The following is a 24,202-nucleotide window of genomic DNA, read 5'->3' on the forward strand; positions in this document are numbered from 1 at the left end:
CGGTTAGTTCGGTCGATTCGACATGAAAAAACATCAAAGTTGAATGATTGAGAATAAGCAAACTCCTTTGTTCCATTCGGAATAAAGGAGTTTGTTTTGTTTTTGCACGGTTTGTTAATTGGAATTACGTATTTCAACCGACATGCAACAAGACGTAAAACTACTACAATACATTGAGAGATGCTACTGTTCCATTGATTTTTCGGAGTTTTCGGAAGTTTCCTTCGTATTCACAAACGCATTTACCGTAAACAAGATGATGCCGATTATAGCCAAGGTACCCCCAATTTCAATCAGCGGCAAAGAAGACAGTTCCATCATCCTTACGTACAACCCTGCCAGCATCAACGGAAGTCCGATGTTGTGCAGCCAGAAATGGCACTTGCCCAAAACGCTGACGCTTGCCTTCGGATACATGCGATAAATGATGCCCGCCAATGCGAGCGAAACCCAGCCAAGCAAGTTGGCATGCGCGTGCACCGTCGTGAGCTGAAACTGATGCGTGATGCCGATTGTCATTCCAAAAACAACTGCAAAAGCAAAGTACAATACTGCAATTCGAATCCAAACGATCCCTTTCATGAAAAATCCTCCTTATGATTGGTTTTAATAATTGAGCACCTGAGCGCCGCTCGCAGACGATCAACTATGCTTTCCTAATCATAGCTACCGGAAGAAAAACATCACATCGGGTAGACTACGTATTTTCTCATTCCATCCCGATTAGGCAGGGGGAGCGAAGAAATACGTAAATCGATTCGGCCACAATACGTTATTTACTTGATAGGTTCCAAGCAGCGGTCATGATAATTTAATGCGTGTGATCGATTCATTTGTATCGATGGAGATATACCGAGAGGAGAAGGTTTTATGAAAATTATGGTTATCGGAGGGACAGGAACGGTAGGCAGCCAGCTCGTTTCAGAGCTTTTGGAACGCGGCGGGGCCTCCATCCGTATCCTAGCGCGGGATCCGGAGAAATATCGGCACAACCATTCGAGCGGCATCGAATGGTTTCGAGGCGATCTGGAAGCTCCCGAAAGCTTGGAGGGGGCATTCGACGGGCAGGATGCCGTATTCCTCTTAACGAGTATGGCGCAGAACGAAACAAGCCAAGGAATCGCAGCTGTAACCGCGGCTAAAAAAGCGCGAGTTCCCAAAATCGTATTATTAGCAGCGCCGATCGCAAAGCAGATGCAGCACATTCCGCATATCAAGAGCAAGATCGAGATCGAAGATGCGATTAAACAATCCGGGATCCCTTATACGATTTTGCGTCCGAACAATTTCTTTCAGAATGATTACTGGTTTCAAGAGGCGATTCAAACCTATGGGGTATACCCGCAGCCTATCGGCTCGATTGGTCTTCACCGTGTCGATGTTAGAGACATCGCTTTCGCAGCGGCAAATGCGCTTTTACTAAGCGGATATGAAGGCCAGGAATATCCCATCTACGGACCCGAAGCCTTAACAGGGGAAGCGACCGCCGATATTTATCGCAAGCATATGGGTACTGACGTGAGATACGCAGGCGATGATCTGAATGCATGGTACGCGCAAGCGATAAAGACGATGCCGGAATGGCTTGCTCACGATTATCGGGTTATGTACGAATGCTTTCAGAAGTTCGGTTGCCTAGGTACCGAGCAAGATTTCATGAGGCAACGGGAGCTGCTGCTTCGCGAGCCGCGTACTTTTGAAGACTTTGTAGCCGAAACGGTTGTGAAATGGAGGAAAGCGAAGTAATGAGAAAGGGTTGGATGAAAAAGAAGCGACGAGCCGCTGTGGGACTCGCGCTGTCGGTAATGCTGATTACGGGAATTGTACCGCAAAGTGTTTTTGCGGAAACTGCCGGACAGACGGGAGACGGGATCTTTAGCGGTCTGGAATCGGTGTACGGGAATGACGTACAAACGGCTGGGATCGGACCCAGTGGCGCTCCGGTGCTCGATCCGCTAACTACCGACTTGATCGGTGCGCATCAAGTGACGATCAGCGGCACAGCACAGAAGGGGGCCTCCGTCCAGATCTGGTATGCTCTGGGCACAGGGGAGGTGGCGGCTCTCGGTGAACCCACGGCTTCTGATGAGAACGGCAGGTTTACTATGGATGTGTCGCTGGAGAATATCGGAGAAGGCACGTACACCTTCTCGGCTTCATCCATTGTTGACGGACAGGAGAGTGTCCGATCGGAGCCGATTACGCTGAAGGTGGATTGGACTCCGGCAGGCGAAGTCCTGGACGTCAAGTGGGAAATGACAGCACCCGCTCAAGCGATGATAAGCTGGAATCCGCCATTGTTGGAGGGGGACTTGATTCCGGATCCGGATATTGCAGGATACCGCGTTTATGACAATAGGACAACGACCAAGCTTGGGGAAACGGCGGATACGTATCTATCGGTTCCCGTAGCGGCTGGCGTTGAAACGCCCATTCGGATCAGTACGGTGGATCGTGCCGGCAACGAATCGCCCGGCACGACGGTATTCGTTAGCGGCACGGAGGTATCCGTTAGCGGCACGCTGGCTGAGGAGACGATGCTGACGCAATTGCATCGGCCGGCCTCCGAAGACGGCTTCGAAGCGGAGGTAAGCGGAGACGGCTCGACGGTAGTCTACACGGATTCTCCGGACTCTCAAATCGAAGAACGATTTGTTTTTGCCCTTAAGAGAACGCTCGGCGGGACGATGAATAAACATTTGATCTCTACTTTCAAGGGGGGCGGTCCGGGTCTTCCGAACGGGCGCATTCACAGCCTCCGTGTCAATGAGGCCGGAGATAGAGTGCTATTTATCTCGGATGCCACGAATCTGGAAGCTTCACCCGAGCAAGCAGGTGAACACCTCTATGTTTACGACTTTGGGATGGGCGGGTTGAAGCTGCTCTCCACGCCCGGCACGAACGCCCGGGGGCCAGGAATCAGCAAAGACGGCCGTTATGTCGTGTTCTCCGAAAACGGAAGGATTTATTTGATCGACCGCAACGCCGATCCTTCCATGCAGCGCAAGCTAATCAGCGACACGGTGGACGGTGCACCCGAGAACGGGATCAGCACGAGCGCTGCCATCAGCGGCGACGGCAAGAAGATCGCTTTTGTCTCTACATCCCGGAATATCAAGGGAAAGCCGATTGGTTTTCCGGGCACATTCATCTACCTCTATGATGTGGAGCAAGACATCGTTGTGGACTGGTTCTCCGACCACAATCGATATGATCGTTTAGAGATGGATGACAAGGGCAAGTTCATCGCTTACAACAGCGGATATTCGCGAAGTCGGGACGATGCTTACATTCTTGACGTAGAGAAAGGAACCGAGATCAACGTTAACGGAACGCGGAGCGTCTGGGATAATTCATATGATAAAGTCATGATTACCGGTGATGGGACTCAGGTTCTGGCTCAATTGACGGAATATGCATCCGACCGGGTGAAGCATTACAGCGAGCTGTTCCAGTTGAATGATCTGGGCAACCCGATCGTTCCGGTCAATGTCAACGAGGATACGTTCGGAGCTGCGATGGACCGCGCGGGCAAGCGTATTGTCTACGGACGGGGGAATGCCCTGTACGCCTCTTGTTTGGCGGATTGCGGAACTACGAACCCGGGATCCACGCTTTCCTCGGCCCGTTGGTTGGCGTATAGCCAGGTGGACGATCAGTTGACGGCGGGCGGTGCCGTGCTGCTGGAGGCAGGCGGAGCGGCTAAGCAGCAGGTTGAGGCGCTGATCTCGTACAAAACGGCCGGTGAAAGTGAAGTCAAGATGAAGACTGTGCCTATGCCCGAGTCCTCTTCACAGGGCTATTACAGCGGCATATTCCCCCTGGACGAATCAGTGGCGGAGATTGTCGCGGGCGAGGTGCAGCTGCAAGGAGGCGGTTCCCGCATCAGTCTTGACCGGTTCCCGGTCAAAGTAGGAGGCGTGCTGTCCTTGAATGTAGAGACTGACAAGACGGACAGATTGGACAAATTGGTTCTGTACGCCATTGCGGACGGTAAGGAAGCTGCCAATTTGAAAATGTCCAATAATCGGCTGAACTACGAGCTTCAACTTAAGTCGGGCGTTGCGTATACGGTGGGGATTCGGTACGGAGACGCTATTTTGGCGAAACAGGAAGGGGTCATTTTGACAGGTGGAAAAACTTCCTCCCTTAAGCTTGTGCCGGAATTACTCTCGACCCTGAGGGCGACCGTGAATCCGCCGGTGGGTAAACCGCTGCCGACAGGCATTAAGGTGAAGTTTACTCCGGCAGGCAAGGAGCCTGTTGAGGTGGATGTTGATTCGCAAGGAACGGCGGTTTTGCCCGGCAAGCTGCCGGTGGATTCGTCCGTTACGGTGCAAGTTCTTCCGCCTGCAGGCTATAAGGCTGGCGCGGAGCGCACCGTCCAGTTGTCCCTTGGCGAGAATGATATCTCGTTCGATCTGTACGCTTTGACGGATTTAGTTAACAGGGTCGTCATGAATTTCGACAACGACAAGACGGTCGGCGTCGGAAGCGATAGGGTCCCGGTGATGGGCAGCACCGCCCATCTTGTTGCGGAAGGCAAGCCGGGCATGAGCCTGCAAGCGGCCGTCGTTTCCCAGCTTTGGAAGGACGGCAAGAAGGAGCAGGTGGAGACGAAGGTAGATTTGACCGAGACGAAGGAAGCGGGCATCTACACCGGCGATTATCCGATCGCTATTGGTACGGCGAGCATCGATACCGTCGAAATGCTGGTCGACGGAGATCGCACTCTGACACCTTTTCCGATTCATAAAAATGTGGCAGGTCGCTTGAAAATCAGCCTGGACGTTCCTGAGGGCAAGGTCTGGAGAGATCCGTTCCAAAGCACATTACTCGAGGTCATGTATTTGAACGATCAGGATTACAAGAGGCGCTACTATACCTGGCAGCAGGTGATGAACGACGTCTGGAGCTACGATTTCGATGTGCCTTACAACGATATTGCATACCGGATGGTTCTGACCCATGGCTCGGGGGTGGTTCCATTAGACATGAATTCGCCGCAAATCGACTATGGGCAAATGACCGAGTTGAAAATCGTCCCTAAATATAGGATGCAGTTTTACGGAGATGTGAGGGGGCCGCAAGGAGAACCGGTCCGTTCGGATTATACATTAACCGATTCCGACGGGAAGGTGGTCCTTCAAGGCAGCATGTACAGCAGCTACGATCTGCGCGTGACGGCGGAGAAGGATAAGGAATACACGCTAAAAGTCATGCCGAATGATGCTTACTACCTCCCTAAAGAGATGAAAATCAGTGCAAATGGAATTATCGTAAAAGGGAACATGACCCTTGACGTAAAGTCTTCACGGAAGCTGGAGGGAATAGTAACGGGTACGGACGGTTCCCCGGTGCAATCCGCCAATGTTACCGCCGTTCTGGAGGGTAGCGGCAAGGCTTTCCAAGTCTATACGAACAAGGACGGGAAATATAGCATCGATATTCCGGCCGGAAATGTGAAAGTGCGGGCCAGCCACAATGGCGCCAAGGGCAAGTTGTCCAAGTTTGTCAACGTAACCGTGCCGGATGGCGGCAATGCTGCCGCAAACTTGCAGCTTTTGGATTTTGCCACGGTGAATTACAAGCTGTATACCGCCTTGAACGGTGTCAAGGAAGGCCCCGTTACCTTCGATTGGCGGGTGGCGACCCATTACCACATGGAGACCTCCCTTCAAATCCTCAGCTATGGACCGCCTTTTCAGGTGGCTGGCGTAGCGGGGGATAAATTCCGCGTATGCGTGGATGGACGCGAAGTATCTATGCCGGCGGCGTGTGATGAGGTGACGATTCCGGAATCAAATCAAGCCGAACTGGAAATGACCCTGCAAGGTATTGGCGCGCAAGTGACCGCCTCCTATATCAATGAGGAGAAGCCGGCGGAGAACAATGTGAGCTTGCAGGTGTACCGTTACGAGAATGGTAAGCTTGCTTACAAGAACGTGAACTATCGCCGGGTAAACGGCAAATACTTGATCGATATTCCCCAACCCGGAGACTACCGGTTGGTCGCGTACGGGGAGGGAGGCAAGACGGCCGTAACGGAATTTGAAGCGGCCGCCTCGGATAACAAGGAACTGCCGCCTCAGAAGCTCAGCGCCAAAGGGAAGTTTGCCGGACAGGAAGGCAGCGGCGTTTACCTTTCCCGGGATCTGACTACTCCAGGCAACTTGATTGTTGCTCGAGTACTGTACGCGAACCGGGACCCACTTTTTTCGGTGTCCGCCGAGCAGGCGGTCGTGACCGTGGAGCTTCCGGAAGGCTTGGAATATATCCCGACGTCGCTCCTCGTGCGCGGCATGCCTGCCGAGGGTACGTTATCCGGCGGCAAGCTGACCGTGCCGGTGGGGACAATCTTGGGCGGAATAGCCGGCGGCGTTCAGTTCTCGCTGAAGGTGAAGGAACAGTCCTTGAACGACGCGACGTTCATGGCCTCTATTTCATACAAAGGGGCACCGCAAGAAGAATTGCTTGGCTCGGCTACAATCCGGCTTGCCTACGCCACCATCCAGGCACCTGAGGTGATGGCCAAGAAGGAGTTTACGGTCAGCGGAATATCGTTCCCTGGCGCTAAAGTAGATGTATACGACGGGGATCTGCTGCTCGGAGAAGCTCAGGTTTCCGAGCAGGGCCGCTGGATGCTCGATATCCAGTTGCCGGAATTGGAAGTGTCGAGCCATGAGCTGCGCACCATCGTGCAAATGGGCGGTGGGCCCGGCATACCCGGACAAACGGCGCTCGTACGGGTTGATCCGGATGATCCCGGCATGGAGCTGGTCTCGATGCGCCAGGGCGACGGTCGGGTGCAGACTTTCCGGACAGACAGCGGCGTGGCGGTATTTCCGTTCGTCTATGTACCTGGAGAGCCGTTCCAGTATAAGCTTACGTTCCGTACGCCGGACCGCATTTCGAATGTGAAGGTGTGGATGGGCTCGGAATCGGCGCAGGCTATACGGGTTGGTAATGAGTTTGTCACCTCCATGATTCTCAAGGGCGATCCAGGACCGATTTCGGTCACGTACGATAAGAAAATGAAGGGGTTTCCGGAGAAACCGCCGACAGAGCAGGAACTGCGGAATACGCTGCCCCGCAGCGTGCGGAACTATGAGGTCGATTGGCTGACGCTTCCGGAAGAACCGACACCCGGAGGTCAAACGCTGCCGCTCGGCACGATTAGCAGTCTGATTCATTTGAATGAAGACATTGACGCGAAGGTTACGATTACCCGGGCAACGGCAGTTGACAGTTCTCCAACCTACCAGGAGCAGCAAAAGATGGATCGAACCGGAATACCAGTGTACGGCATATCATTCTCACATACCCGCGGAGCCAAATCCGGAACCTTTACCTTTAAGATGACGGTGCCCGAATCGGTCGCCGCAGCATTGACGGGAGAGACGGGTACCACCCCGTTCTCTGTTGCTCCTCTGGTTGACCCGGTAAAAGCAGTAAATATCCTTTTTGTAATTGACCTCGCATTCCGGGGCACACAAATCTTTGACATGGGGAGCGCTATCTATTCTCTGATAACCCCTGGCGTGATCGAACGGGTCAATGCAGATTACGAAGCGGCTCGGGCTCTTTGTGATCCGAGAGATGCCAAGTACTATTCCGATTGGGCGATGGACATCAAATATGGTATTGCTATTACCGAGGCTTTCAAGATTGTATTAACTATCATAAGTTCGCGGTTTCCACCAGGCGCGTCTATCATCTTCTGGGGCGAAAACTACTGGGCAAACAAGACAATCGACGAAGGAACAAATGCTGAGTTGGAAGAACTAGAGTCTTTTTTAATACATTACAGCAAATGCAAAGATGTCTACAGGCCGCCGCTGAAGAAAAAGCCGCTGGCAGATCCGAAGTATATTTACGACCCAAGCGGGTACGTATATGAGGGCATGACGGGCAACAGACTGGAGGGCGTTACCGCTACTGCTTTGGAACTGGATCCGGATTCCGGCAACTGGAATGAGTGGGACGCTTCCTGGTATGAGCAAGTGAACCCACAGACTACGGACCTCCATGGAATGTACGGTTGGGATGTACCTCGAGGGAAATGGAAGATCAAGTATGAGAAGGCTGGGTACGAGACGGCTTATAGCGAGGAGATGGATGTACCGCCTCCACGCTTCGAGGTTAACATTCCGCTTGTATCGAAGCTGCCCGCCAAGATCGAATACATCCGGGCTTATCCGGCAGAGGATGGAACCCGCATCAAGGTCCGCTTCACCAAGCCGATCGATATCACGGAGGTAGATCTGAATAAAGCGATAACAGTTACGGAAGGCCTTTATACTTCCGACAATACCGCAGCAGTGGCAGGAACGGTCAAAGCGGTCAACTCCGAGACGATCGGCGGCAAAACGCTGACAATGGAGCTTGAATTTACGCCGACTTCGAACTTGACCGCAGGAGGAGAATATGGGTATGCGGTAAGCGAAAGCCTGTTTAGCTATGCCGGCGTTCCGATCGGCGGCGAGCTCGTCGGTACCGTTATCGCAGGAGATTCGGTTGCGCCGTTAGAAGTGCAGGAACTTAGCGCAAGCATTTCGGGCGGTAAAGCGACCGTCATGTGGTCGATCCCGCACGATGACCTGTCGAACGAGCCGGTGGACCGCGATTTGAGAGCATTTAAAATTACCGTGACAGAGCAGGACAAGGACGGCGCCACCTACGAGTGGACCGTACCCGCTTCACAGAAATGGGCGGTGAAGGAAGGCTTGTCGGATACGCAAGCTTACGTGATCAGCGTATCCGCGGTGGATGAATGGGGTAATGAGTCCAAATCGGTTTCCCAGGTATGGGCGCCGGCAGCAAGGCAGGATTGGTCGGCCCCTCCTATGGTCACTGGCCTTAAGGTCACCTCAACAAGTACCGACCGAATTGCAGTTGCATGGAATGCTTCTTCAGCGCCCGACCTCGATCACTATATCGTAAGCTGGTCGGAAAAGGGAGGGAAGGAACAAGTCAAAACCGTTTCCAAGTCCGAAACGAACTATACCATTCTTAGCCTTAAGCCAGGCACAGATTATGTCATCAGCGTTCTTGCAGTGGATGGGGCAGGAAACAAGTCTGGAGCCGATTCATTGACGGCTGCCACGAAAGTTTCCGGCGGTGGGAATAACGGCGGAGGAAACAACGGCGGAGGAAACAACGGCGGTGGAAACAACGGCGGAGGAAACAACGGCGGAGGGAACAACGGCGGAGGCAACAACGGCGGAGGGAACAACGGCGGAGGCAACAACGGCGGAGGGAACAACGGAGGAGGGAACAACGGCGGTGGGAACAACGGCGGAGGCAACAACGGCGGTGGGAACAACGGCGGAGGCAACAACGGCGGAGCCCACCAGTCCGACACGTTCTGGACCGTTCGCCCGGCGGGTGGAACGTTCCGCACCTCCGACGGTGTGTGGCAGCTCGAAATTCCGGATAAAGCCTTCAACGGGGTGACGAAGCTGGGATACTTCTCTAAATCCGACGGTACGGGTACGCTGCCTGCAGGCTACCAAGCATACAGCGGCACCTTATTGCTGAGTGGTGGAAGCAATGTTCCGAAGAAGAGCTTGAAGCTAGCCGTCAGCTACGACCCTGCGGCTCTGGGGGTGATGGACCCCCGCCGCTTGGGTCTCTACAAGAAGGATGCATCGACATCCACAGGCTGGCGGTATATCGGCGGGACTGCGGATGCGGCGAACCACCGTGTCACAGTACAGATCAAAGAGCTAGGCGAATACGCTCTGCTGGTCTATGATCATTCCTTCGGCGATATGAGCGGTCATTGGAGTCTGCCCGAAGTCAATGTGTTGGCAAGCAGGCACATTGTGTCCGGGGTATCCGGGAGCGAGTTCGAGCCGGGGCGCCAGATTACAAGGGCGGAAGTGACGAAGCTGCTCGTATCTCATCTGCAGCTTAGGACGTCGGCAGCGGGAGAAACGCTTCCGACCGGACAAGGAACAACATTTGCGGACGTAGCAGACGATGTCTGGTACGCCCCGTACGTGAAGACGGCCGCCGAAAGCGGCCTGGTCCAAGGGGAGAACGGAAAGTTCCGTCCCGAGGATCCGGTATCCCGAGAGGAGCTAGCGCTCCTCTTTTCCCGGTTCGCCCGGTTGGCGAAACTGAGCTTGCATGAGCCGGATACGAGTGTGCTTGAGTCATTCCGCGATGCGGACAGGCTGTCCGCTTGGGCTAAAGATGACTTTGCCCAAGCTGTGGCCATGGGTTGGATCGGCGGCGTGGGGAATGACGCCGCCGATCCGGCGGGTAAAGCAACCCGCGCCCAGGCGGCCGTTATGCTTCTGCGGGTATTAGAGAGCTTGGGAGAGTAAAAAGAATAGGACGATACCCCTGGCGATGATTCGCTAGGGGTATTTTTTAAACAAAAATGTTGGCTTCTTCAGGGAAATGGAATCCTTTGATAAATCTTGCATGAATATTATATGATCGAAGTAGGCATGAACATCGAGGAGGAGACCTTAATGGAATAGGTCTTGTTTTCAAGGAGGATAGACATGGATTGCATTTCACCGAAAGAAGCGGCGTTAAAGGTGAAACGGTGGCCTAAAGATACTATAGCGGCGGGGCGTCGTCATACCGTTGGGCTTAAATCGGACGGCACGGTGACGGCTGTGGGTGATAACAAATATGGCCAATGTGATGTAAGCGGCTGGCGCGATATGGTGGCGGTCGCGGCCGGTAATGTTCATATGGCGACGAACACGGGTAATGCTCATACAATCGGGCTTATATCAGATGGTACTGTGGCGGCTGTGGGTTGGAATAAGCATAACCAATGCGATGTAAACGACTGGCGCGATATTGTGGCGGTCGCGGCGGGTTGGCGTCGTACCGTCGGGCTTAAATCGGATGGCACGGTTGTAGCTGTAGGTCGAAATAATGAGGGCCAATGCAATGTAAGCGGCTGGCGTGATATGGTGGCGATAGCGGCGGGTGACTGGCATACCGTCGGGCTTAAATCGGACGGCACGGTGACGATTGTGGGTAATAATCGGTATGGCCAATGCAATGTAAACGACTGGCGCGACATCGTGGCGGCAGCGGCGGGTTACCTTCATACCGTCGGGCTTAAATCGGACGGTACGGTGGCGGCTGTGGGTTTGAATAAGCATGACCAATGCGATGTAAGCGGCTGGCGCGGTATTGTGGCGATAGCGGCGGGGAGTTATCATACGATCGGCCTTAAATCGGATGGCAGGTTGGTTGGTGTGGGCCGAAATAATGAAGGCCAATGCAATGTAAGCGGCTGGCGGGACATTGTGGCGGTTGCAGCGGGGTGCGCTCATACTCTCGGCCTAAAATCGGACGGCACGGTAATTGCTGTGGGTGATAACGAATATGGCCAATGCGATGTAAACGGCTGGCACGGCATCCAGCTGCCCGGCAAATAGTTGCCCTTAAATACCTAGAAAATGAAAAGGTCACTCTATCAGATGCAAGAGTGGCCTGCTCATTTCCGAGGCTATATTCACTTCACTGGGGTTTCTTGAGTTAGGGTTACCCCGGTCACATCCGGTTCGTCCGGATTCGTGACGCTCAGCATTACGATCAGCTGCTTTCCGTTTAGGAATCCGATTCCTATATACGAATCGTCGACCACCGTTTCTTGCATATCCGTGTAACCCGCCGACTTGAAATAGTCTTTGTAAACATCAAGTACTTCTTTAAAGGTTTTCTTCACTTCGTATGATACCGTAATGGCTTTGTCCGATGACATGGCAACCAGGGAGAAAGGGTCCTTGAGGATCGGGATTTCCTTCGGAAACCCATCCGGTATTGTAGCATTCGCCGATACCGAACTATTACTTTCATCCGGGTTATTTGCTTTGGCTTCATCCGGTTTCTCTGCCTTGGCCTCGATTTGGTTTTGGCCGCTACCGCTGGTACTGGCATCCTCGCTTCCACAGCCGGCAATGCCGGTGCACCCCAAGATTGCCAAAGTCATGACAAGAAGCTGTTTTTTAAACAATCCACTCATTCCTTTTTCTATACAGTTTCCAGTGCGGTTTGCAGCCGAGTCCAGCTTAATTGATCAAGTCGGGATTGAGCTAATGCCAACATACCCTTGTAGGCTTCTGGCGGCGCGAATTTTTTCATGTCACCGAACATCCCCAACAGCTCCATATGGCTGATCGACGGAATCATATAATGCATGAAAATGGCCATCGCCTGTGGCGGAATAGAGGATCGAATATTCAAGGAAATCACCTTTAATTCGTCGTCCGTCAGATGCTCCCATAACGCATGCATGCCCGGACCTTCTTCACGCTCCAGATGGGTGAAGTACGCTGCCGTGAAGCGGTTTAGATCTTTGCCGATTCGGTGCCAGATCTTCTGATGCTGGGCAGGCTGCTGCTTGCTGGCTTCTAATTGATCCACCAGTTGCCCGAGTTTCTCGAGCTTGTGTTCCAAACCGGCATGCTCCTCCTCCAATTCGTTCAATGTCTCAGGAGCATATTTCTGATACGATTCATTGATGTGGGCGTCCTCATCTCTCGAATGGGATTCCAGAATAATGACAACCCTTCTGAATTCCTCGACGAACGAATTCACCTTCTCGTCCTCCGTGCTGTCAACCGATCCCGCCTGATAGCATAAGCCGCTCAATGCCGAGCGGATCCCCTTATGGACGGGAGCATATAGATCAAATCGACCGAACATATTCAACTCTCCTTTTAGTTTAGGTTCATTTCGAAGTGCGTCCTGCACAGTTATAAAATTACCATGTTTGCAAAGGAGGTCCTATCGAGTAAATGACGTATTCATGCGAAGACGTATAACGTATTCCAACGCTCATAACATTGTGATTGATACGTAAAAAAACCGCTCATCCTCATCCCGGATCACAGTCGGGTCGAGGAGCAACGGTTTTCCATTAGATGTTTCCCATCAAATATTTAACGAGTGAAGCTCTGGAGTTGATGTCTAGTTTCCGGTAGATTTTCTCAAGGTGCGTACTTACGGTTCGCGGACTAATAAACAGCGCCTCCGCGATTTCGATGTTTGTTAATCCTTCGGCCACCAGACGGGCAACTTCCATTTCCCGGTTGCTCAATTCGGATTCTTTATCATTGACGCTAGTTTTGTTAAGCTTCGGCAAACGCACCCCGAGCTTTTTCATCAGCGCTTGGGTCTTGTTCAAATCGTAATCGGCATGTAGCTGTTCAAAGAACTGCATGCATTGAAGCAACGCGTTTTTGGCTTCCTCGGGATCGTCATCCAGCATCACGTCCGCATAAATCAGCAAGCAGCGTGCATGCTCCAATGGCATTTGCAGCTCTGCAAAATAGCCCGCTGCTTCCTGTATGTGTACCCGCGAAGATTCCCTGTTCCCGAGCCAAAAATCAACTTTGCTGTATAACCGCTTGCCAAGCGCCCAAGCGTAAAGGATTTCTTCCTTCGTCCGGGCAAGCAATTCCTCGGCTGTTTCCATCGCCCCGATCGGATCGCCTGCCGCCAGCTGAATTTCCCCCCACAGGGCAAGGTTATCAATGGGTAATGCGACGTAATAGGGGCGCGTTCGATTCATCGAATCGTAATAGACCGCCGCGGACTCCGTACCGATCGCAATCATCATCTCGGTTGGAGAAATCATATCCTTGACGTGCCCGTCTTTCAGCGGAAAGGCCGGGATCAGCCGTTTCATTTCGTCCAGGCAATGCTGAGCATCCGCATATTCTCCCATCCATGCATGGACGATTGCTTTGGTAATATAGGCGTAGATTAACGGTCTGCCAACGTCGATTCTTCTTGCTTTGGAGAAGCTCATCTCGATTTTGGGCAATGCCGACTTCCAATTTCCGCTGAGCAGATCCGCTTGAACCTGTATCCAATAGCTGCGGATCTCATATTCCAGAATCCGCATTCGCTTCGCGACTTCCAAAGCTTTGTGCGAATAGGTTGCGGCGAGCTCATGCTTGCCGCTGAAGCAGAAATTGATCGCGCTGAGGAAGTAACCGCGAAACAGCGCTTCATCCTCGACTTCCATCTTCTCCAGACTTTCGATCAGTTCCCGAGCTTGATTTGGGCTGAAATTTTCCTTATAAACGTGACTCGTCCAATAATCGATCTCCGCTACTTTTGCCCGTGCGGCAGCCTGAGGAGTACCGATCAGCTTATACACCTGCTGGATTTCTTCAAAGACCTGGCAATATTGCTCCGCTCTTTTGAGTCGGCTAAGAAACATAATACTGGTATGCAGCAGCTCATAGCGGGTTTCAAGCATATCGTGATGTTGTCTGGCGATCGCAAGGCCATCCTCCAAATATTGCACCGACTGCTCGATTTCTCCCGACTCCCAAAATATTAAGGCTAACAACCCATGGAGACGGGCGATTTCTTTCTGATCGTTATACTGCACATACGTGCGTATGGCCTCCAGACAATAACGCGCCGCGTCGTTGTACTCGCCTAGCATTCTATGAGCTTCACCCAAGCGGTTTAGAAGCCGGGGAATGAGAACTTTTTCTTCCGTCATCTTGCTTGTTTGGATGAGCTGGAGGGCGGATTTATCATACTTGGCGGCAGTGGCATAAGCGTATAACAAACGGGATCTCTCCGCATGCCGAAGAAATACGTCGAGAGTCCGTGCAGGATCGGCTTCAGCTCCGGCGCCGTAATACAAATGAGCAAGATGCTCAACATCGTCAAAGCCGCTTTCTTCCAATACATCGATGAATCGCTTGTAGGTACGCCGGCGAACCATAATCGGAAGTTCTTCATATACGACTTCCTTCACCAAAGCGTGGTAAATGCCGTAATGAACTTCCATATCCTGAATCTCTTCAAACATAAGTCCCGAAGATTTCAGTCTTTGAATGGCGGACAATAATTCATCTTCATTCATTTGGGTCAGTCGGCAGAGAACGCGGTGAGATACGGTGCCCTTCGATAGGGCTGCGTACATAAGGACTTTTTGATCTTGGGCATCAATTCTTTGAATTCGCTCTTGAATCAGCTCTTTAATTCGAAAGGGAATCGTCTCGATGGAGTGGACGGACAGCTTCCAAATCCCTTCTTGCTTAGACAATACGTTCGTTTCAAGTAAAGAAAGGAGCAATTCATCAACAAATAACGGCACCCCTTCGGAATGCTTCATGATCAAAGGCAGAAGGCTATCCGGCAAAGATGTGCCTAGACGGTCTGCAAGTAAACGGGCAACGCCTTGTTCGCTCAGGCGGCTGAGGTGGAATGGCTTGAAAAATTGTTCCTTTTTCAAGGATTGGAGAAAGCTGTTCACATTCGCCCGGGCAGACAACTCAAATGAATCCATCGTAAAAACAAGGATCAGCGGAGAAGTATTCATGCCGCGGCACAAGTAGTGAAGGAACTCCAGGGAAGCAGGATCGGCATAATGCAGATCCTCCTGGACGATCACAAGGGGGCGACCTTCCGCCATCCGCTCCACCAGACAGACCAATGATTCGAACAGACGCAGTTTTTCTAGGGAAGGATCGCCGACTCTCGGCGGATCGGGAAGCTGAAATCGGCGCAACAGTTTGCCGAGGTCCGGCAGGTCCTTCGTCCAGGCGGTTACCTTCGCCGGATTGGCGCTTCGAAGCTCCCGATTCAACATTTCAATAATCGGGGTGTAGGCCGTATCGCCGCCTACCAAATAAGAGCGGCCGAACAAAATTTTGCATCGATGCTCATTTGCAATATGGGTGATTTCTTGGGTAAGCCGGGTTTTTCCAATCCCCGGTTCCCCGATGATCCCTACAATAGCGCTCTTTCCATCTATGAGGTTTGCAAGCAGCGCGGGAATCTGGTTGATGTAATTTTCCCGCTCCACGATTTGTGATGGTTGTAATGCCATAACTGGAACACGACCCTTCGCCAGGAATGGATGAAATACGTTATTCACCGGATAGATGAACGTGAACATTTCACATAAAATAGAAGTACGACCGATATAAGGAGTGTTCGATTGTGCGTAGGCTGATTCCTTTTTCAGAGGTACGGGAAAACGACGACATCGGCGCAAAGGCCAAAAACCTTGGGCTTCTGTTTCAATCTCATTTCCCAGTTCCCCAAGGCTTCGTTATCGCGGCTGATGCGTTAGCGCTTGCCGTTCAGGATGCGCAGTGTCCCGATTGTTGGGATTTCCCCGCATCATTTCGTCAAGAAATTGAAGAAGCGTATATCAACTATATAATTCCCCCTGCGGTCGTTCGTTCCTCCTGTTCCGCGGAAGATTTGAGTTCGGCCTCGTTCGCCGGGCAATATCGGACGATTCTGAATGTTACATCCGCTAACCTGCCGGAATCGATCAAGCAGTGCTGGCTTTCGATCCATAAGGACCATGCCCGCTCATACATGGCACACCGATTTTCCACGGATGTTCAGGCGCCTGCCATGTCCGTCATTGTCCAGGAATTCGTAGATGCAGACGTGTCCGGCGTCGTTTTTGGACAGAACCCGATTACGGGAAGCAAAGACGAGGTCCTCATTAATTCCAGTTTTGGATTGGGTGACGCAGTCGTATCAGGCCACGTAACGCCAGACTTTTTCATTCTAGCCAAACACGCCCCCTTAACGTATACAAAGAAGCTTGGCGAAAAAACGTGCAAAACGGTTCCCTATCCGGGCGGAACGCATTTGGTCGAAACGACCGCATATGAAAAATCGAGCTTTAGTTTGCTAGACGAACAGTTGGTTGAACTGAAAAATATGACATTGGCGGTTGAAGCACGCTTCGGTCACCCCGTCGATCTTGAATTTGCGTATCGGAAAGGTAACTTATATCTATTGCAAGCCAGACCTATCACATTGTAAAGGAGAGAAACCGGAATGAACAACCGGATATCGAAATGGAAGGAAAGCTTGATATTGAGCGAAAGCGACAAGCAGCAAGGGTTTTGGATGCTGGACGACACGCACTTCTCCAGACCGTTAACGCCTCTGTTCGCTTCTTTTATGCTGCCCTCCGTAACGATTGGAACGAAAAGGGCCTTTGAAAATATGAAAATGCCGATCGAACAATTCATCGTGAAAACCGATCAGGGCTATTATTATCAGATGATGCCGCCTCATCCTGAGCCGTATGAGGAACGAATAATGAAGCATAAGAAAAGAATGGAGGAGTTTTTCCCCCAGATCAAATCTTATATGGAGCATAAGATCAACGAGTTCTATATGCCATTTTACGAAAAGCTAACCGAACGATCCGTCATGCCTTTATCGATGACGGAGGCGCTGCAGTATGTCGAACAATTGCGGCAGTTCTATGAGAAGGCATGGGAATATCATTTTGAAATCTCGATGCCTCGAAATTCTCTCGCGATCGCTTTGGAGGAAATGTACGCTAAGGTGACGGGATCGGCGGATGCCAGCGAAGTGTACGATCTGCTGCAGGGGGTGATGAATATGTCCCTGGAAACCGATCGCGGATTATGGCTTCTGGCCAAGCAAGTTAAAGCTTCCGCTAATTTGCGCGCCGTATTCGAAACTTCCGGGAATCCAATCGAAACGCTGGCGTCTTCGGTTGAAGGGAAGAAATTTATGATGGAGCTGCAGGATTTCCTGAGCATTTATGGCCATCGTACGGCAAACACCCATGAGTTTGCGGAGGAATCCTGGTTCGAGAATCCATCCTATGCCTTGTCTTTGATCCGGAACTACGTGCATCAAGATTACGATTTCGACGCGGAGTTCAAGCATGTCGTGACGGAACGCAAAGCGAAGGTGAAGGAGCTGTTCGAAAGCCTTCCGGATAGCGAAATGACCGAACTTTTTAAAACGATGTATAAGTGGGCAATCGATTGTTGGGGCGTTGATGAGGACCATCATTTTTACATCGATGCGATGATTGCTGCCAAATCTCGCTATTTCCTTAAGAATATAGGACGCACCTTGGTTCTGCAACATATTATTTCGTGCGAAGAGGATATTTTCTTCTTATACCTAGATGATTTGCTGGATGTTTTGCAGCACCCCAAGGCACTTCACGAGGTCGTTCTTCACAATAAAGAAAGATTCCAAGAATATCAGACAACGCAGCCCAAGCCGTCATTCGGCACCCCGCCAATATCTTCGGACCCGGTAATTGAACGTATTTTTGGCATACAGCGCCATGTCACGGGAAGTCCAATCACTTCATTCGAAGGATATGCCGCTTCCGCCGGTACTTATACCGGAAAAGTCAAGGTATTATACGGCCAGGAGGACTTCGCAAAGCTGGAGAATGGCGATATCCTGGTCTGCAAAACGATGCTGCCGCCATGGACCGTTCTATTCCCCATCGCGGGCGCCCTCATTACCGATGCCGGCGGAATCTTGTCTCATTGCGGCATTGTGGCCAGAGAATATAAGCTGCCTGCAGTCGTCGGGACGAGGGTAGCGACATCGATGTTGAAGGATGGAGATCGAGTTACCGTAGACGGTACGAATGGGGTTGTTTATGTCCAGTCGTAATACTTTCGCCATGTTCCTTCGGATTGAAATGAGCGATTATAGAACCTGTAGGACGCATGTGTACGGTGTAAACGCCACATCGTGTCATACATCGGTTCTTATTCGGACGGTCGTAACGAGGCGGGGATATCGAGTTATCCCGCAGTGCCGTGCATGGTATGTTACGGTATCCTGTACGATCGGGTCGGAAGAACACGATTTGGGGTTCGATTCCCCAATCGCCTTGGGAGCGATTCTGGTAGAGCACTCGACTTTCAATCGAGCGAAAACATTGAACAAAGGACCAAAGGATAGAATCCCTGGCGGCTCGTTTAAGCGCACTGCAGGTAAGGCTTTGCAATCCGTGGATACCGATAGTGCGAAATTCCGGGAGGCTTTGTAGGACGGAAGAGACCGCTTATCTAAAACGAGATTCCGCCTGTACCGCAGTGGGATTCTAATCTAATGGTCGAACATTGAAGGGGGTAATTCCTATGTTGAAAAAAGTAACGATTCAAGCTGACCAGCGTGGTTTGCTCTTTCATAAAGGAAGTTATGTGAAAAAGCTAATTCCGGGGACTTATCATTTTTTATTGTGGTCACAAACCACTGTTGTCGTATTGAATATCGCTAAACCGTTCGTTGTAGAGGGGAAAGACGTGCAGTTGTTCCTTCATGACGAAGACCTCATGCGAGAACTCGATGTTGTAAGAGTGCAAGACCACGAATATGTCCTGCATTACGAGGATGGGCATTTCGTACAACTACTTAAACCCGGTGTCTATGCCTTTTGGAACGTGCTTAAGAAACATACCTTTCTGCATGCAGATATCAGACATCCTGATTTGCCTGCCGAGGTAGACCGTTCGATTGTACCGAAGCTCACAACCTATACCCAGTCTTATGAAATCGCGAGTCACGAATCCGGATTTTTGTTCTATGATCATGTTTCGCAAAGAGAGCTTTCTCCGGGCAAGTACTACTTCTGGAGAGGTCCCGTTTCGGTTATGGTCAAGACGATGGATTTAAGACAACAACAAATGGATCTCATCGGCCAAGAAATGATGACAGAAGACAAAGTTACGCTGCGATTGAACTTCGTTTGCCAATACAAGATTGTAACTCCATTACGTGCTTTACAAATGAAATCGTTCGACGAGCAAATTCATATCCAGCTTCAGCTCGTGCTTCGGGAATATGTCGGAACCCTGAAATTAGACGATCTGTTGAAACGAAAAGAGGAAGTTGCGTCGTTCATCCTATCCCGTTTACGTGAGAAGAGCGAAGAGTTTGGAGTCCAATTCTTGAGCGCGGGAGTTAAAGATATCATTTTGCCGGGGGAAATGAAAGATATCCTAAACACCGTCCTGCTTGCGGAAAAGAAGGCGCAGGCGAATGTAATCACCCGTCGGGAAGAAACAGCCTCGACCCGAAGTCTGCTGAATACGGCGAAGCTGATGGACGAGAACCAGACGTTGTTCCGTCTGAAAGAGCTGGAATTCCTGGAGAAAATATGCGAGAAAATCGGATCCATCTCACTCACTGGTGGCGGAGATCTGTTGGAGCGGTTGAACTCTTTGCTCGGTGAGAAAAAAGCAGCAAGCAAATAACGAACTGGATGAGCTAGCGAAACTCAATTAAAAGAGGCCGATTATGGCCTCTTTTGTGCGCTTGGCGGCAGCGGGAGGAGATCAAACTCCTTCCGGAGACCGATGCCCAAATACATCGGCTGCAGGAGGTAGCTTTTTCTGGTTGGTATATTATGGAGGTGAATACAGAACAGGGGGAAAATAACGTGAACAAGCTCATCGAATTCTCAAAGGTAACGAAAGAATACAAAATCGGAGAAGTGCCCATCAAAGCGCTGGATGGCGTTGATTTCACGATATCGGAAGGGGAATTCGTCGTTATATTGGGTGCAAGCGGCGCGGGCAAAAGCACGATATTGAATATACTTGGCGGCATGGATACGGCGACCTCGGGTCAAGTGTTGGTCGGCGATCAAGAAATAACCAAACTCAGCGAAAAAAAACTAACCGCATACCGCGGCGAGCAGGTGGGCTTTGTCTTTCAATTTTATAACTTGATTCCGAATTTAACCGCGCTGGAAAATGTCGAATTTGCCACGGAAGTATGCAAAGACCACCTGGATGCCCGAGATATTTTACATCAAGTCGGCTTGCAGCATCGGATCAAAAACTTCCCTTCCCAGCTCTCCGGAGGGGAACAGCAGAGGGTGGCTATCGCAAGAGCCGTTGCCAAAAATCCGCTGCTTCTGCTCTGCGACGAACCAACGGGGGCTTTGGATTATGTGACCGGCAAGTCCGTCTTGAAGCTGCTTCAGGATTTGAACAGGGAAACGAAGAAGTGCGTCGTGCTGGTTACCCATAACACGGCCATCGCGCCTATGGCGGATAAAGTGATTCGGGTGAAAAGCGGCAGAATCGAAAGCGTTACGGTGAATGTCGACAAACAAAGCGTTGAAGGGATTGAGTGGTAACTATGAAATTATTCCTGAAATTATTAAGGGATATGAAACAATCTCTCGTTCAATTTATAGCCTTAGCTTTGGTTATCGCCGTAGGAGCTTTTTTCTATTCGGGACTGTATAGCTATAGCAACAAGCATCGTGCTTATACGGAGGCGTATTATAAAGACCATAATTTAAGCGACTTGAATGTATATTACGATCAAATTTCCAAAGATGATGTGGCCAGGTTAAGCTCAATTGAAGGGATCAACAAAATCGAAGGGCGTTATACCTTTGACGCGGCACAATCGTTTGACGGCTATCAAGCTTCGTTAAAAATCCATTCGATCCCTGTAAACAATGAAATCAATACGCCTACGATCATTGAGGGGAAGATCCCGTCGAAGAAGGATGAGATTTTAGTCGATTCCCATTATGCCAAAGAACATCAGTTTCGGATTGGCGATCCAATCCGCATCAGCGCGAACGGCAAAAACTACACCTTCACGATTAGCGGCTTGGGCGAGAATGTGGAATATGTCAAAAAGAACGCCACACAGGACCATAAAACCTTCGGGTTCGCATACATTGCCGAGGAGTCTATAACTGAAATCTCAGATCACTCTGATTTTAATGAAATGATCATCGATGCCCAAGAAGGATACGATATCGACAAATTAGGCAAATCCATTGAAGGACAATCCCAACAGCTTCCTTATGTCGACCAAATAAGCAAAGAACGGTCTTTCGGTTATTCTCAAATTCATCAAACGATTTACAATAATAATATGATGAGCAAGGTTATACCTCTAGTGCTCTTTATGATTTCAGCTGTCATCCTGTTTCTTACGATGTCGAGGACGATCGATTCGGAGCGAACTCAAGTCGGCATTATGAAGGCTTTGGGCGTCAAGAGCAGAAACATCATGCTTCATTACATGGGATACCCTGTGCTGGTAGGCATAGCCGGCTCGATCATCGGTTGTGTCGTTGCCGCTACGGTGTTTATTCCGTTAGTCACTGCGTCGAGCGCAAAGTCCTATTCGCTGCCTGGCATTACATTTTCGCTTTCTTGGTTTTCGATCATACCGCCGATCATCTTCTCCAGCGCTTTTGGACTCCTGTCCGTTTACTTAAGCGGCAGAACGATATTACGAGAACGCGCGGCCCAGGCGATGCGTCCCAAACCGCCCAAGAAGATGAAAAAGCTGCTGATCGAAAGAGTCCCGGGCATCTGGAATCGGATTTCCTACAGCTACAAGCTTATTTTGCGAAATATATTTTTAAATAAACAAAAAGCTTTGGCGAGCTCCATCGGCGTTGTTGTAAGCACCGTGTTATTGATAACCGCTCTGGGCACTCAATCGGCATTGCAAAAAATCGCGAACCAAATTGAGGATGTTTATACTTATGAACTAAGAGTAGATTATAAGCCGGGAACCTCTCTAGATACGTTGCAGCTTCCCTCCGGCATTAAAAATCGTTATTTCTTATCTACCTTTCCCGTTGAATTCATCAAAGGGGATGAGAAAGAAAATGCCACTGTCGTTGTGACGGAACCGGAAAACAATCTCATTCATTTCTTTGACGCCAATGAAAATCGAATTTCTTTAGACAACAATGGCGTGCTGGTACCCAAATCTTATGCCGACCATTATCGAATTGCGGAAGGGGATATCATCACTTTAAAGTTCACATCGCCGGAGCTTAAAAATAAATCCGTGGATTTGAAGGTTTTACATCTATCGACCCAGTATACGAACCCGTCGTTTTATATGACACCGGCCTATTTGAAGAGCTTGGGCATCGACAATAGATCAGCCTCGCTGTTGGTTGAAGCGGGCAGCCCTGCTGATCTTGCAAACGTTCGTAGCTTCTTTGAACAGGATGATCATGTAGATCTCATCGCAGACAAGACGGATCTCCAGAAATCGGCTCAATATATAATGAAACAAAACAGTTTTATGTTTATTATGTTTATCATTTGTGCCGTCGTGCTCTCTTTTAGCGCCATTTACACGATATCCTCCATCAACATTTACGAAAGGAATCGCGAGCTTGCAACGCTTAAGGTATTGGGCTATCCCAAACCTAAAATCAACCGGCTGATCTTTTTCGAAAACATCATCTTGACCTCATTTGCGGTCATCGTCGCTGTACCGATAAGCGGTTATGCGTATAACCTAGTTGTTCGAGCACTGTCCAGCACCCATCAGCAAATCCCGCATCAATTAAATGTTGGGATCATGTTGGTCGCCGTTGCTCTTGCCTTCTTGCTGACCGTTCTATCTAGCTTACTGCTTCGGAGAAAAGTAAGCAGAATCAATATGATTGAATCATTGAAGAGTGTGGAATAACGGGGCATCTACCAATAACTTTATCGACATATTCTCGGAATATATGATATCATGTAGTTCTTGATAAAGTGGTAACGCGATAAAGTAATTGCTACAAAACAAAAGGTGGAGTTGTGTAATTTATGAAACGATTGACAACGATGGCATTAGTATTCATGGCGGCAGTTTCTCTAATTACAGGATGTTCGAGTTCAAAAGGTAACGCAGGTGACACGAAAAAGTTAGTGATCGGCATCGATGATAAATTTGCACCGATGGGATTCCGAGACGAGAAGAATGAGATCGTCGGTTTTGATATCGATTATGCGAAAGCAGCTGCTGAAAAAATGGGTGCAACTGCAGTTTTTCAACCGATTGACTGGGTAACCAAAGAGTCCGAGCTGAACAGCGGCAGGATTGATCTTATTTGGAACGGATATACGATTACGGACGAGCGTAAAGGTAAAGTTCTTTTTACCAAACCGTATTTGAAAAATGCGCAGGTGGCTGTCACGCTGGCTAAATCCAATTTCGCCAAGCTGGATGATCTGTCTGGTAAAGTTGTAGGGCTTCAATCCCTCTCTTCGGCAGCAGACGCATTGAACGAGAGTCCGTTGAAATCCAAAGTCAAGAACGTTACGGAGTATGCGGATAATGTTCTTGCGCTAAGCGATTTGAAGATTGGCCGCGTGGACGCGGTGATCATCGATGAAGTTGTCATTAAGTACTACATGTCCAAAGAAGAGGGAACCTTCAAGCTGCTTGATGAATCGCTTGCTCCTGAAGAATACGGGATTGGCGTGAAGAAAGGCAACGAGGCGCTGCTTCAGAAGCTGCAAAAAGCGCTTGACGAGATGAACCAAGACGGCACCGCTGCGAAAATTTCGCAAAAGTGGTTTGGTGAAGATAAAGTATTGAAGTAAACGTAATCGAAGAAGATAAGGCAAAATCGGATTCCTTTTTGGGAAATCCCGTTTTTGTT

General features: G+C 50.1%; 13 protein-coding genes. 9 read left to right on the forward strand and 4 right to left on the reverse strand.

The window, feature by feature from the left end:
- Positions 1-183 precede the first annotated feature (183 nt).
- A complete protein-coding gene (locus AC0LWM_RS13460) occupies positions 184-582 on the reverse strand; it encodes a cytochrome-c oxidase (protein WP_474675466.1) in 399 nt (132 codons plus the stop codon).
- A 288-nt stretch (positions 583-870) separates the two neighbouring features.
- Here AC0LWM_RS13460 and AC0LWM_RS13465 point away from each other — a divergent pair, with 288 nt between their 5' ends.
- The 3 genes from AC0LWM_RS13465 to AC0LWM_RS13475 all read left to right on the forward strand — a co-directional run bounded on the left by AC0LWM_RS13465 (position 871) and on the right by AC0LWM_RS13475 (position 11,414).
- A complete protein-coding gene (locus tag AC0LWM_RS13465) occupies positions 871-1,746 on the forward strand; it encodes an SDR family oxidoreductase (RefSeq protein ID WP_474675467.1) in 876 nt (291 codons plus the stop codon).
- A gap of 14 nt (positions 1,747-1,760) precedes the next feature.
- Entirely contained in the window at positions 1,761-10,334 is an 8,574-nt protein-coding gene (locus AC0LWM_RS13470) for an S-layer homology domain-containing protein (protein WP_474675468.1), read from the forward strand.
- 183 nt (positions 10,335-10,517) lie between these two features.
- Positions 10,518-11,414, forward strand: coding sequence for an RCC1 domain-containing protein (locus AC0LWM_RS13475; RefSeq protein ID WP_474675469.1), 897 nt, complete (start codon positions 10,518-10,520; stop codon positions 11,412-11,414).
- A gap of 77 nt (positions 11,415-11,491) precedes the next feature.
- Here AC0LWM_RS13475 and AC0LWM_RS13480 read toward each other — a convergent pair whose 3' ends face one another.
- The 3 genes from AC0LWM_RS13480 to AC0LWM_RS13490 form a co-directional block, all read right to left on the reverse strand.
- Positions 11,492-11,992 carry a hypothetical protein gene (locus AC0LWM_RS13480; protein ID WP_474675470.1) on the reverse strand — a complete coding sequence of 167 codons (501 nt, stop codon included), beginning with the start codon at positions 11,990-11,992 and terminating at the stop codon, positions 11,492-11,494.
- Positions 11,993-12,009: 17 nt separating this feature from the next.
- Positions 12,010-12,684 carry a hemerythrin domain-containing protein gene (locus AC0LWM_RS13485; RefSeq protein ID WP_474675471.1) on the reverse strand — a complete coding sequence of 225 codons (675 nt, stop codon included), beginning with the start codon at positions 12,682-12,684 and terminating at the stop codon, positions 12,010-12,012.
- Between the two features lie 214 nt (positions 12,685-12,898).
- Positions 12,899-15,838 carry a helix-turn-helix transcriptional regulator gene (locus AC0LWM_RS13490; protein WP_474675472.1) on the reverse strand — a complete coding sequence of 980 codons (2,940 nt, stop codon included), beginning with the start codon at positions 15,836-15,838 and terminating at the stop codon, positions 12,899-12,901.
- A 113-nt stretch (positions 15,839-15,951) separates the two neighbouring features.
- On the opposite strand from AC0LWM_RS13490, the gene AC0LWM_RS13495 reads away from it, so the two are divergent.
- The 6 genes from AC0LWM_RS13495 (at position 15,952) to AC0LWM_RS13520 (ending at position 24,143) form a co-directional block, all read left to right on the forward strand.
- Positions 15,952-16,797 carry a PEP/pyruvate-binding domain-containing protein gene (locus AC0LWM_RS13495; RefSeq protein ID WP_474675473.1) on the forward strand — a complete coding sequence of 282 codons (846 nt, stop codon included), beginning with the start codon at positions 15,952-15,954 and terminating at the stop codon, positions 16,795-16,797.
- 15 nt (positions 16,798-16,812) lie between these two features.
- On the forward strand, positions 16,813-18,435 hold the full coding sequence (locus AC0LWM_RS13500) for a PEP-utilizing enzyme (RefSeq protein WP_474675474.1): 1,623 nt from the start codon (positions 16,813-16,815) through the stop codon (positions 18,433-18,435).
- A gap of 473 nt (positions 18,436-18,908) precedes the next feature.
- On the forward strand, positions 18,909-20,024 hold the full coding sequence (locus tag AC0LWM_RS13505) for a slipin family protein (RefSeq protein WP_474675475.1): 1,116 nt from the start codon (positions 18,909-18,911) through the stop codon (positions 20,022-20,024).
- A gap of 185 nt (positions 20,025-20,209) precedes the next feature.
- Positions 20,210-20,914, forward strand: a complete 705-nt coding sequence (locus tag AC0LWM_RS13510; protein ID WP_474675476.1) for an ABC transporter ATP-binding protein — start codon at positions 20,210-20,212, stop codon at positions 20,912-20,914.
- A 2-nt stretch (positions 20,915-20,916) separates the two neighbouring features.
- Entirely contained in the window at positions 20,917-23,241 is a 2,325-nt protein-coding gene (locus tag AC0LWM_RS13515; RefSeq protein ID WP_474675651.1) for an ABC transporter permease, read from the forward strand.
- Positions 23,242-23,363: 122 nt separating this feature from the next.
- Positions 23,364-24,143, forward strand: a complete 780-nt coding sequence (locus tag AC0LWM_RS13520) for an amino acid ABC transporter substrate-binding protein (RefSeq protein ID WP_474675477.1) — start codon at positions 23,364-23,366, stop codon at positions 24,141-24,143.
- Positions 24,144-24,202 lie beyond the last annotated feature (59 nt).

The sequence above is a fragment of the Paenibacillus sp. sgz302148 genome (genome assembly GCF_056120465.1).